General features: G+C 62.5%; 11 protein-coding genes and 1 tRNA gene. 4 read left to right on the top strand and 8 right to left on the bottom strand.

The features are described from left to right. Together IB264_RS06700 and IB264_RS06695 are read right to left on the bottom strand one after the other, a co-directional pair. The gene (locus tag IB264_RS06700; RefSeq protein ID WP_025426205.1) at nt 1-1,812 is read right to left on the bottom strand and encodes a caspase family protein; all 1,812 of its coding nucleotides are present in this window, start codon (nt 1,810-1,812) and stop codon (nt 1-3) included. 251 nt (nt 1,813-2,063) lie between these two features. Then, a complete protein-coding gene (locus IB264_RS06695; protein WP_025426206.1) occupies nt 2,064-3,113 on the bottom strand; it encodes an AraC family transcriptional regulator in 1,050 nt (349 codons plus the stop codon). Nucleotides 3,114-3,276: 163 nt separating this feature from the next. On the opposite strand from IB264_RS06695, the gene IB264_RS06690 reads away from it, so the two are divergent. Beyond that, nucleotides 3,277-3,987 (top strand): hypothetical protein, encoded by a 711-nt coding sequence (locus tag IB264_RS06690; protein WP_025426207.1) that lies wholly within the window; start codon nt 3,277-3,279, stop codon nt 3,985-3,987. A gap of 137 nt (nt 3,988-4,124) precedes the next feature. Beyond that, nucleotides 4,125-6,791 carry a pyruvate, phosphate dikinase gene (gene ppdK / locus IB264_RS06685; protein ID WP_025426208.1) on the top strand — a complete coding sequence of 889 codons (2,667 nt, stop codon included), beginning with the start codon at nt 4,125-4,127 and terminating at the stop codon, nt 6,789-6,791. A gap of 176 nt (nt 6,792-6,967) precedes the next feature. Here the strand turns inward: ppdK and IB264_RS06680 are convergent, their stop codons facing one another. Continuing rightward, the gene (locus IB264_RS06680; protein ID WP_025426209.1) at nt 6,968-7,249 is read right to left on the bottom strand and encodes a hypothetical protein; all 282 of its coding nucleotides are present in this window, start codon (nt 7,247-7,249) and stop codon (nt 6,968-6,970) included. 350 nt (nt 7,250-7,599) lie between these two features. Then, complete coding sequence (locus tag IB264_RS06675) at nt 7,600-7,989, bottom strand: hypothetical protein (RefSeq protein ID WP_025426210.1); 390 nt, start codon at nt 7,987-7,989, stop codon at nt 7,600-7,602. A gap of 260 nt (nt 7,990-8,249) precedes the next feature. Here IB264_RS06675 and IB264_RS06670 point away from each other — a divergent pair, with 260 nt between their 5' ends. Further along, complete coding sequence (locus IB264_RS06670; protein ID WP_025426211.1) at nt 8,250-9,158, top strand: DUF1499 domain-containing protein; 909 nt, start codon at nt 8,250-8,252, stop codon at nt 9,156-9,158. A gap of 23 nt (nt 9,159-9,181) precedes the next feature. On the opposite strand, the gene IB264_RS06665 is transcribed toward IB264_RS06670, so the two are convergent. The 4 genes from IB264_RS06665 to IB264_RS06650 are packed head-to-tail and all read right to left on the bottom strand — an operon-like array spanning nt 9,182 to nt 11,527. Then, entirely contained in the window at nt 9,182-9,814 is a 633-nt protein-coding gene (locus IB264_RS06665) for a DUF4166 domain-containing protein (protein WP_025426212.1), read from the bottom strand. 20 nt (nt 9,815-9,834) lie between these two features. Beyond that, entirely contained in the window at nt 9,835-10,287 is a 453-nt protein-coding gene (locus IB264_RS06660) for a thiol-disulfide oxidoreductase DCC family protein (protein WP_025426213.1), read from the bottom strand. 2 nt (nt 10,288-10,289) lie between these two features. Next, entirely contained in the window at nt 10,290-11,213 is a 924-nt protein-coding gene (locus tag IB264_RS06655) for an MBL fold metallo-hydrolase (protein ID WP_025426214.1), read from the bottom strand. Nucleotides 11,214-11,230: 17 nt separating this feature from the next. Then, nucleotides 11,231-11,527: a cupin domain-containing protein gene (locus tag IB264_RS06650; RefSeq protein WP_025426215.1), complete on the bottom strand. Its 297-nt coding sequence runs from the start codon at nt 11,525-11,527 to the stop codon at nt 11,231-11,233. Between the two features lie 214 nt (nt 11,528-11,741). Here IB264_RS06650 and IB264_RS06645 point away from each other — a divergent pair. Continuing rightward, nucleotides 11,742-11,816 (top strand) — tRNA-Gln (locus IB264_RS06645). Nucleotides 11,817-11,851 lie beyond the last annotated feature (35 nt).

Genomic DNA, 11,851 nt, shown 5'->3' with positions numbered 1-11,851 from the left:
CTACTCGAACTCAAGCAGGAAGCTCCCGGTCGCGTCTTGCGGACCCATGTCGTCCCAAGTCGTTACCCGCAGCGATTTAAGATCGGCTCTGCCTTCGCGGTGAGCATAATACATGCCAACATCGTCGCCCTTCTTGTGCTCGTTCGGCATGTTGGCAAACCATTTCGAGTACGTCAGCGGCTCGCCGTCGTCCCAGCCCCATCCGCCGCGCGGCTCTCTGCCCTGGGACGCTTGAACGAGACCGATCCACGGACCCATCTTGTAGCTGACGCCGCCATTCGGATCGTATCCGGTGTTGAAGAAGTTCTCGTCGCTGTTGAAGAGTGAGGCGACGAACTCGTTCTCTGCGTCCGAAGTGATTGTAGCGAGATGTGCGCCGCAACTCTTGGCCCAATATTGTGCGACTGAGGCAGGGACATAGAGGTATCGCACGACGACGTAGAGATGCCCCTGGAAGGCACCATAGACAGTGTCGTAGCGAGGTAGGCATTCAACTGCCCTCAGAACCCGCCCGTCGGTCTCCAGCCCTCTCAAATCATCGATCTTGTATTCGCGGGCCTTGGTGGCGCTGTAGACGCCGTCGATATCCTGCGAAACGGCGATGCCAAGTGCCTTGGCGGTGCGTTCGCTGATAAAGCCGTTGCTCGGCTGCTGGTTCCGGCTTTGGTACTGCCGGATGGCAGTGCGGGTCTGCTCGCCGAAGACGCCGTCGGCCGTGCCGATCTCAAGCCCCGTCGCCGCGAGCGCCAGCTGCACGCTCCTCCGCGCTTCCTTGCTCGGAAGCAACCGGCTCTCGATCGTCTGCGGCGTTGAATTTTGACCCCGCGCTGTCGCCGGGTCGATCTGCGCCAATGCCTGCCTACCAAGTTCGGCATATTCGCCTGTGCGATGCTTGGCGACGAAGAAGCGCCAGATGCGCGGCGTACCGACACGAAGCGCCTTTTTGAAATCGGCTTCGGCTTCAAGCTCTGCCGGATCGACGGCAGTCGAGGGGGCCGTCTGCGTCGATGCCGCCGTCGGTGTTTCCGGCCCGAAGTAGAATTCCAGCGACAGGGACGAAAGGATCTGCGGTGATTGTTTGCCGCCCGTGTCCTTGCGCACATCGCGAACCACGCGCTTGAAGGCGGTGCCAACCTCAAGCCCGGGGCCGGAGAGGTTGGCGATCAGGGCGCGGGTAAAGGGTGAATGCCCGTCGGTGCCGTCGGCAGCGACCTGTCCCGGGGCGGCCGCAAAGGCGACCAGTGTACCGGCACCTTGCGTTTCGATCGGTGCAAGTCCGCGGGTGGCGCCGCCACGCGTGGCGCCATCGACGTCGACATTCAGTTTGTTGGCGAGCGGATTGTTGCGACAGGCGTCGAGGAACACCAGGGATATCCGGGCGCGTTTTTCGAGTGCATTGATGATCTCGGACAGCGCCACGGTTTCCGCCGGCACGTCGAACTCGCTTTCGAGCCTGGCATCCGTGCCGATCAGAAAATTCTCGCCATGGAGCTGCATGCCGTGGCCGGCAAAATAGAACAGTGCAATATCCTGCGGCCCGATCTTGCGGGCGAAGCGCGAGAGCGCCTCGGCAAAGCTCTTGCGGTCTGCATTCAGCACGAGGTCCGCTTCAAAGCCTTTGCTCTGCAGGAAGCCGCTGAAGGCTTCGGCGTCGCGGGTCGCGTTCGGCAAGCTTCCGGCGATCGCGTAGTTACTCATGCCAACGATCAGAGCCAGCCGCTTGCCGCCATTGTCGCCGAACACTGGGCTCGCAGCAAACAACAAAAGCAGAAATGACAGCATCGAAAAGCGCAGTTTCGCACGACATTTCATGACCTGCCTCCAAGCCCACAGGACTGAAACGGATCGCCATGACGGGATATTCGCCGATGTGCCCCTCATCGCTTCGTAATATTAGATATTTATGATGGATGCTGCAATGTGCAGTCCTGGGCCGATTGCGTCAGCGCCACGCGGTAAACTACAGCGCCGCGCGTCTTGTTAGACGCGCAAAGGTCGCTGCAGCACCTTGGATTGCTGCATGTTTTGAATCGAATACGATTTAAGGAAACGTGCAGTAGGCTCTATGCCGCTTCGCGAAATTCGGGCACGCGCTGCTCTTCGCGCCACGAAGAAGGGCTCTGGCCGGTGACGCGCAGGAACTCGCGGTTGAAGTTCGATTTCGTCAGGAAGCCGGCCTCGAAGGCGATCTGCGTGATTGCCTCGTCGGTCGCCGAAAGCAGCCGGCAGGCTTCCTCCACCCGGTAGTTGTTGACATATTGCGAGACGCTGATGCCGTGGATCCGGTTGATGGCATTGGAAATCCGCCGGGCCGGCACGCCGAGCTTGCGGGCGATCCGCGAGAGGTTGAGCTCGAGATCCTTGTAGAGCGCTTTCCTGCGCATCAGGTCGTCGATGCTTCGCACGATCTCGGCATCTTCTTCAGTCGCAGTGCGCTCTTGCGGCAAAGGCGCTGCGTCCCCCCGTCCGCTGTCTGTCGATGTGTCGAAGCTGGCGATCGAGGCGGCGGTGCCGAGAATGAGCAGGGCGAGTACGTTGCCTGCCGCAACGATCGCGCCGGAATAGGCACCTCCATTGCGCAGCTGGTCGAAGCCGATGGCGACGTCGCTAAGCGCTGAGGCGATCAGCGCCCACCCGGTGAACTTGAGCGATCGGTATGAGCGAAGCACGCCGTCGAGCCGCGAGGCGACCAGTGCGTTCGGGCCCCGCCGCGCAAGCCAGAGCAAGGCAAACCCGTAGCCGAGAAAGAACAGGGTGATCGCCGTGCCGACCGCATCGCGCCAGGCAAACATCATGACCCCGACGATGAGCGGGGGCAGGAGGTGCCAGGCGATTTGCCCCAGGCGTGGCGGACCATCGCTCGCAAGGCTGCTGAAGCAAACCCATGCCAGCGCCGCGTTGAACGTCGCAAGCATCGCCTGTGCCAAGAGGATGGTACGGATTTCGTAGCCCCATCGGATGCCGATCAGCACGGATTGCAGTGCATAAGCGCACACGAGCAGCAGGAACAGGCGTTGCTCGAAGGTCATGGCCTCGCCGCGCTGCCAAAACATCCGGACAATCACGATCATCAGCAGCAGGGAAACGACGAAGGGGAGCGGTACAAACAGCATGAGCGGAAGAATTCTTCGGGAGGGAGGTGGGCGGATAGCAGGATGATGCCCTTGATTGCGTTCAGGGTCGACCCGAAACGCGATCAAGGTCGCGACTGCGTTCGATTTCAGGCGAGCTATTCCGGTCCGGCGATGGTGCCAGACCGCACGAATGGAGCGTCAAATGTTGATCGGACCGCCAGCAATGGTTCTCGCCCCCATCCTTCTCCTCGCCCTGGCGAGCAATGCCGAGACATCGGCGAGGGACATCGATATCACCGGCGTCACGGCGATCGTCGCCACCGGCGACGCAAGCGCAATCGAACTCACCAGCGATGAGACTTTGCCCTTCAGCGCCTCGGTCGAGAGCAGGCGGTCCGGCTGGTTTGCCCCCTTCTATTCCAGCTGGTTCTACAGCGATTGCGTATCGGAGACCCGTATGCGCGTCGAAGGTTCGACCCTTTACATCGTTGTGGCAGCGCCCTCCTGGCCGGAATTGGAGGAGTGCAGGACCGCATTTCGCGCCAACCTGAAAAAGGGAGCGTCAATCTCTGTGGAGCAACCGGCGTTCCAAGCCGCGCTTGAGGGGGAGTTTTCGAGTGTGGCGCTCAAGGGCAAGGCAGCTGATGTTTCGATCGAGGGGCACGTCGGACAGGTGAGGCTCGATGTCGACGCCCTGCGGGCGCGGCTGATCTATGAGAAGACCTCGCAGTCCGAGACCGTGGAGATCTCCGGCAAGGCACTCGACATTCACCTCGGATTCGATGCGGCAAGTTTCATTGATTATCGGGTGATGGCGACGGCCTCCTGGGTCGACAGTTCGCGAACGGCGATCCCCGGCGCCAGGCCTCTGATTTGCATCAAGGGGGAGATGGTGCGCGCGACGATCCGCTGAGCCTCGAAGTCCGCCGCAGTGCGTTCGACAGTCGGAAAAATGATGCAATGCAGCATAAATCTTCGGCGGGTGCATTTCCAGGCTGAAGCATATACTGTAAATCGTCATAAAAGACTGTTTTTGGGTGGAGATCAGGCATGATGAAATGGGTTTACACCTTCGGTGGGGGCAAGGCCGAAGGGCGTGCGGGTGATCGTGACAGGCTGGGCGGCAAGGGTGCAAACCTTGCGGAAATGTGCAGTCTGGGCCTGCCGGTGCCGCCGGGGCTGACCATCATCACCGATGCCTGCAACAGCTATTTCGACAATAGCCGCGAAATACCCGAGGGCCTGCACGACCAGGTCCGCGAAGGCATTCGCCGGATGGAGGAAGTCACCGGCCGGGTTTTTGGCGACACCAACCGTCCGCTGCTGCTTTCCGTGCGTTCCGGCGCCCGCGCCTCGATGCCGGGGATGATGGACACTGTCCTCAATCTCGGCCTCAACGATCAGTCCGTGCATGCGCTCGGTCACGACGCCGGCGATGCGCGGTTTGCCTGGGACAGCTACCGCCGCTTCATACAGATGTATGGCGACGTCGTCATGGGCGTCGACCACGATATCTTCGAGGAGATCCTTGAAGACGAGAAGGCCCGCCTCGGCCACGAGCAGGATACCGAACTTTCCGCGGTCGAATGGCAACATGTCATCACACGCTACAAGGACGCGATCGAGGAAACGCTCGGCGAGCCGTTTCCGCAGGATCCGGAAATCCAGCTCTGGGGCGCCATCGGCGCCGTGTTCTCCAGCTGGATGAACCCGCGCGCCATCACCTACCGCCATCTGCACAGCATCCCGGCGGCCTGGGGCACCGCGGTCAACGTCCAGGCGATGGTTTTCGGCAATCTCGGCAATTCGTCGGCGACCGGCGTTGCGTTTACCCGCAACCCCTCGACCGGAGAGAACGAGCTTTACGGCGAGTTCCTCGTCAATGCCCAGGGCGAAGACGTGGTTGCCGGCATCCGCACGCCGCAAAACATCACCGAGGCGGCCCGCATTGCGTCCGGCTCCGACAAGCCATCGCTTGAAAAGCTGATGCCGGAGGCCTTTGCCGAGTTCCGCACGATCTGCGACAAGCTCGAGCGGCATTATCGCGACATGCAGGACCTCGAATTCACCATCGAGCGCGGCACGCTCTGGATGCTGCAGACGCGCTCCGGCAAGCGGACGGCCAAGGCCGCCCTGAAGATCGCCGTCGACATGGCGGACGAGGGGCTGATCTCGAAGAACGAAGCGGTCGCCCGCATCGATCCGGCTTCGCTCGATCAGTTGCTGCATCCGACGATCGATCCGCACGCGCGCCGCGATATCATCGGCTCCGGCCTTCCGGCTTCGCCGGGGGCTGCAACCGGCGAAATGGTCTTCACCTCGGAAGAGGCCGTCCAGGCCGACAAGGAAGGCCGCAAGGTCATCCTCGTGCGCATCGAAACCAGTCCGGAAGACATTCACGGCATGCACGCCGCCGAAGGCATTCTGACCACGCGCGGCGGCATGACCAGTCACGCCGCGGTGGTTGCGCGCGGCATGGGCACCCCTTGCGTTTCCGGTGCGGGCGGCATCCGCGTCGATCTGCGCAACGAATTGCTGATCACGCCGAGCGTGACGCTGAAGAAGGGCGACATCATCACCATCGACGGCTCGTCCGGCCAAGTGCTGAAGGGCGCGATCGCCATGCTCCAGCCGGAGCTTTCGGGCGATTTTGGAAAGATCATGGCCTGGGCGGACGCCAGCCGCCGCATGACCGTGCGCACAAACGCCGAAACGCCGGCCGACGCGCGCGCCGCCCGCTCTTTTGGTGCCGAGGGCATCGGCCTTTGCCGTACCGAGCACATGTTCTTCGAGGATGGCCGCATCAATGTCATGCGCGAGATGATCCTGGCGGAAGACGAAGCCGGGCGGCGGCTGGCGCTCGCCAAGCTGCTGCCGATGCAGCGTTCGGACTTCGTCGAACTCTTTTCCATCATGCACGGGCTGCCGGTGACAATCCGTCTGCTCGACCCGCCGCTGCACGAATTTCTGCCGAAGACGGATGAGGAAATCGCTGATGTTGCCGGTGTTTTGTCACTGGATCCGTCAGCCCTGCGTCAGCGCGTCGACCAGCTGCACGAGTTCAACCCGATGCTCGGCCATCGTGGCTGCCGTCTGGCCATCTCCTATCCGGAGATCGCCGAGATGCAGGCTCGCGCCATCTTCGAGGCGGCGGTCGAAGCCGCGCGCGAAACCGGCGCTGCCGTCGTGCCTGAGATCATGGTGCCGCTCGTCGGCCTGCGCGCCGAACTCGACTACGTCAAGGAGCGCATCGATGCGGTGGCAAAGGCGGTGATCGGCGAAGCCGGCATCGACATCGACTATCTCGTCGGCACCATGATCGAGCTGCCGCGCGCGGCACTTCGCGCCCATGTGATTGCGGAAGCCGCCGACTTCTTCTCGTTTGGCACCAACGACTTGACCCAGACGACATTCGGCATTTCACGCGACGACGCCTCGCAGTTCCTGGCGACCTATCAGCAGAAGGGCATCATCGAGCAGGATCCCTTCGTCTCGCTCGATTTCGACGGTGTCGGCGAACTGATCCAGATCGCCACGGAGCGCGGACGCCGGACCAAGAACGGCCTCAAGCTCGGCATCTGCGGCGAACATGGCGGCGATCCGGCCTCGATCCGCTTTTGCGAAGAAGCGGGCCTCGACTATGTCTCCTGTTCGCCCTTCCGCGTGCCGATAGCCCGGCTCGCCGCCGCACAGGCGGCGATCAACGGCAAGGCGTGAGGCGGCATCGATACCGGCCATAACCTCAACGCCCCGGTCAAGGGTGCCCGGGGCGACTGCATGTTTCCTTAAATCCTATTCGATTTAAGGACAAAAACATGCAGTAATTCAAAGTGCTACAGCGACCTTTGCGCGTCTATCAAGACGCGCGGCGCTGTAGGCATCTCGTTTCAGAGCTACTTAGACTGCACGATAACCGGGCGTGCAATGACGACCGGCCGGTTCCAACCCCACATCATCACATCATTGTCATAGCGGTAGCTGCGCCGCTCGGCGCGGCGGTCGAGCTCGATGCGTTGCAGGCAGGTGGCGAATGCATCGGTGCCGCGCCGAAAGCCGTAGGAGGCGCAGGTGTTGCCGTCGGCGGCGCGCCGCTCTTCCGGCGTCATCGTCTGGCAGGCCGCAAGCAAGAGCCCGATGGCGGCAAGGGTCAGCAGTTTGGTCTTCATCGTATTCATGCCTCCTGAGCGGATGCAGATCGGCTCGGCGAAAGACCGGCTTTGCTTGTGCCCGAACCTCAGCTTTTGTCAGAAGGCTGTTGGGTACACCGGTCGCTCAGGTCTTTACCGCCGCCTGCAGGACAGAGCTCTGCCGCATGGCGGGCCGTCGTGTCCACCCTGATTTTTTCGGGTATGGCTGTAAAGATCGGTAGGGTGGATCGTGCAATCGAGGGCCGAGGCTTCGGCGCAGCTACAAGCCAAGGGCAGAAACGCACAACACGGATTTTGCATTCACGATTCGATCGCATGAAGACATGATGGGGCAGCCGTTGGGCGACCGTCAATCCGTTTTCGGCAAGTCCGGATGGTCACATGCGCTCAAGCACGCCGACAAAGGATTCGGCAAAGCTTTTCAGATCCTGGGTGTTCTCGCCGGGGTGCTCGAGCCGGATCGTCGAGCCCTCTTCTTCGAGGCAGACAAACAGGATTGGCGACGCGTCGCCCTCGGTCCCGCCGAGCCGAAGGACCGCGATGCTCAGGCAATCGTCGACCAGGCCGGAAGCGGGCAAGGCAAAGAGAAACTCGCCGCCGACGTTGTCGGCAACCGTGCGGATGAAGGCGGTGAAATCGTCCTTGCTTCCGGAGAAACCGTCGAGCGAAAGCTCCAGCTCCAGCAGCGCCATGGGAATGCGGGCGTCAGCCGGCGGAGGCGGTGCTGCGTGGGTGGCTGTTGCCACGGCTGCTTGCGATGCGACCATGATGTCTCTCCATCTTGCCGTGCCGGATGCGTTCCCAGCGTCGGCCCTTGCCCCCCGATTGACGATTCGCGACGACTTTTGCCGGCGTACGGGCATATTTCCAGTTTCTGATAGGTGGTTAACGAGAATGGCGATTTTGCGGCAAGTGGCTGCAGGCGCGCGGCCCAGGTCTCCAGCCGCATCCTATTGCCTGTTTTCACGGCCCCGGCCATGGTCTAAGAATGCTGGTCTGTTTCGATGCAGGGGATTGATTCCGTTATATGATGGTCCGGTACGAGCGCCCCTATTCCTATGCCGCCCACTGGGCGCGCCGCTTTGCCCGCATAGCCTTTGCGATCTTCGCGCTGTCCCTGCTGGCGCACCGGTTCGGCCCGTTGACGACGCCGCATTTCCTTGGATTGGTCGGGCTCTCCGGTGCTTTTGCACTGCTCGGCGTCCTGCTTGCCGTAGTCGGGCTCGCGCGGCTTTGGCAGGTGGCCGCGATCGGTGGCATCGCCTCCGCCTCGGCCCTTGTCTATGCGGCGCCCACGCTCGGTTTCATCGGTTTCGGCATCGCGCAGTACCTGACCCGGCCGGCGATCTATGATGTCAGCACCGACACAGTGACGCCGCCGCCTTGGCTGAAGGTGCCGCAGACGGAGGAAAGCTGGCTGAAGCGCAATCCGGCTGTGACGCCCGAGGACCGCGAAGCGCAGATTATCGCCTATCCCGGCCTGACCGGACGACGATACGACGGTGCGCTCGACCGCGTTTTCCAAGGTGTGCGCAATGTCGTCGAGAAAACGCGCGTCGGCGTCACGCAGGAACTCGGCGTCGAAAACGCCCGCGCCGATCTCGAGGATCTGGCGGTGCGGCCGAATGCCGGGGCGGACGCCGCCGCCGAGCCGGAGAACATACCCGTGCCGGAATCCCGACCGGAGCTGGCTTTGGAGGGCGCCCTTCCAGGGCGGCGTTCCAGTGACGTCGTGCTTCAGGGAGAATGGCGGACGCTGATTGCCGGCTTTCGTTTCGATGTGCTGATCCGCCTGCGCGAAGAAGCGGAAACGACGTTCGTCGACCTGCGCGTCGCGTCTCGCTACGGCCAGCACGACCTCGGCATCGGCGCCGCCTTCGCCGACCAGTTCCTGCGGGCGCTCGATGCGGAGCTGCTCGGCATCGCCGGCGATTGATCCGCAGAATACCGGCAGACGCTTCAGTCCTGCATGAGGGCGTCGTGGCCACCAGATCCATGAGGCAGCTTTTGGTCTCGCACGTTTGCGATCGGCGATGGTGCCTCGTCGTCCGCCTTGAGCCAGCCGCGATAGCGCACAATCAAGCCGGTCAATGGGCTTTCGACCTGGACGTGGAAGTGGAACAGGCCATCGCGATCTTCCTCGAACGTCCGGCCACCTGGCGCCAGCAACGCTGGAAGCGGGAGGCCGAGGAAGGACCAGCCGCGAACCCTGAGATGCAGGCGGTTTCCCACAGGCTCCAAGGCGCACAGGATCCGGAACGGCCCGAAACCCTCGGCAAGCAATCGTTCCTTCCGGTTCTCGGCTTTTTGCTGGGAGCTGCGCAAAACCTTCTCTCCAAACCGCCGCGTCCAGATCTCGCGACCATTGGCGCACTCGAAACGGATCTCGACCGGCACATTCTCGCCGGCCACGGGAAAGCCGAAGACAGAGGCGGTGAGGCGGCCCCATGACCCCTTGCCACGCTCGATGGTCGCACGCCCCCTGAAAATGGCTTGCCCATCCGACGTCTCATGCAGAGTGCGGATCGCCGTGGGCAAGCGATCCCATTCAGCGCCGAGAACTCGTCGGTAGAGGCTTTGCTGACGGACCATGCCACTTTCCGCTGCGTCCTTCACGCGATGAAACGCCCGCGCTCGTCGGCGGTCGGAACCATGCAGGTCTGGCGGCGCCCGGCGATGCGGTAGCGGTTCCTTGCAACGAGATCGTAGAGCGGATCGCGAAGGGCAGCAGGCAAAATGCGGCAGATATTCACCAGCGACCATGGCAGGCCCAATCCTGCAAGCGTGCGAATCGATCCGTCCGATTTGAAGCGCGCAATACCGTTCTCGATCAGGATGTTGCTTTCATAGTTCTCTGTATCGAGGCCATAGTGCCGGTAGAGCGCCTGGCCGAGCGGCGATTGCGCCGTCAGGTAACGATAGCGCGCTTGCCGGTCATGGCGCAGCATGAAGCGCACCCAGCCCGAGCAGAAGATGCATTCGCCGTCAAAGACGATCACCGGCCGATCGTCGGGAAAGCGCGGCACCGACGGGTCCTCGCGGTAGCTGTGCGCTTGCCGCCGCATCCTCAGCCAGCCCCTCCCGGCGCCAGGCGATAGTCGCCGAAAAGGGACGGCGGTCCATCGGTCTCAACACGTCCCTGTTCGACCAGGTCTTCAAGATGCGCCAGCACGGAGAGGGCTGCTGCGCCATGCAGTCGTGTGTCGGTGGAGGCATAGATCACCTTGACCATGTCGGGGATCTTGCCGTCGCCGGCGCGGACGCGCTCAAGCACGGCGCGCTCACGCATGCGCCGGTGGGCGCGCAGGCCCCTGAGGAATGAAGCCGGCTCGATGACAGGCCCGCCGTGGCCGGGCAGATAGAGCCGGTCGTCACGCATCAGCAGCTTTTCCAGCGAGGCCATGTAGTCTGCCATGGCGCCATCCGGCGGTGCGACGATCGTCGTCGCCCAGGCCATGACGTGGTCTGCGGAAAAGACCGTGCCGGTGCCGTCGAGCGCAAATGCCATGTGGTTGGCGGTGTGGCCGGGGGTGGCGAGCCCCGTCAGCGCCCAGCCGTCGCCTTCGATCCGTCCGCCATCGGCAAGGATGATGTCGGGCGAGAAGTCCATATCGGAACTCTCGGCGAAGGGGTTGATCTCGCCTTCATGCAAAGGTCTGGCGGCACGGTGAGGCCCTTCGCCGACGATTGCCGCGCCCGTCGCGGCCTTCAGTCGCCGCGCCAGCGGCGAGTGGTCGCGGTGGGTGTGGCTGACGGCGATGTGGGTCACCTCGCGGCCCCTAAGCGCCGACATCAACGCCTGAAAATGCGCTTCGTCCTCCGGGCCCGGATCGATCACCGCCACCGAGCGATTACCGACGATATAGCTGTTGGTGCCGTGAAAGGTGAAAGGGCCGGGATTGTTGACGGTGATGCGCTGCACGCCGTCGGCAACGGTCACGGCCTCGCCATGTGCCGGCTTGAAGTCGAGATCGAAGTCGGGGCCCTGCATGCGTCGTTTCCTGGCCTTCACTTGTATTCGATCTCGATGAAGGACATCGGTTCGCTGCCGGCATTGACGACGTTGTGCGCCATGCCGGCCTCGCGCCGGTAGGCCGCTCCCTTGGCGATATCCACCCGGCGGCTGCCGCCTTCCTCCTCCAGCAGGAACCGGCAATCGGTCATCGGCACGACGACATAACCGAGACCGTGGACATGATGGCCGGTATCGGCACCGGGTTCGAAGTCCCACCTAGTAATGCGCACGACCGCGTCATCGACAAGAATGCTGGGCACGGCGGGCGGACGGGCGCGAAACTGGCTCATTGGGGTCTCCATTCGCGCCGGAGAATAGGAGGTGACGGTCGGGAAGGGAAGGGCGGTGCGGCATCGGGCACTGGCGTTTCGCCGAGGGCGAAGTGTATGCTGGCGAACAAAGCCCAACAAAACCGCTCGAACCACAAACTTAATCATTGTGACGCGGCACGAGCTTTGCTAATCAGGCGCTCGATTTGGCGAAACTATTTCTCGCCAATTTCGTTGGGGCGTAGCCAAGCGGTAAGGCAGCGGTTTTTGGTACCGCCATCCCCTGGTTCGAATCCAGGCGCCCCAGCCACATTTTTCTTTCAAGCGTTCTGTCCTCTCAACGTC

Origin of the sequence: Ensifer sp. ENS11 (assembly GCF_014851895.1) — a bacterium.
GTDB lineage: Bacteria > Pseudomonadota > Alphaproteobacteria > Rhizobiales > Rhizobiaceae > Ensifer > Ensifer canadensis.
The sequence above is the reverse complement of the archived record's forward strand: the minus strand, read 5'-3'. Positions and strand labels throughout refer to the sequence as shown.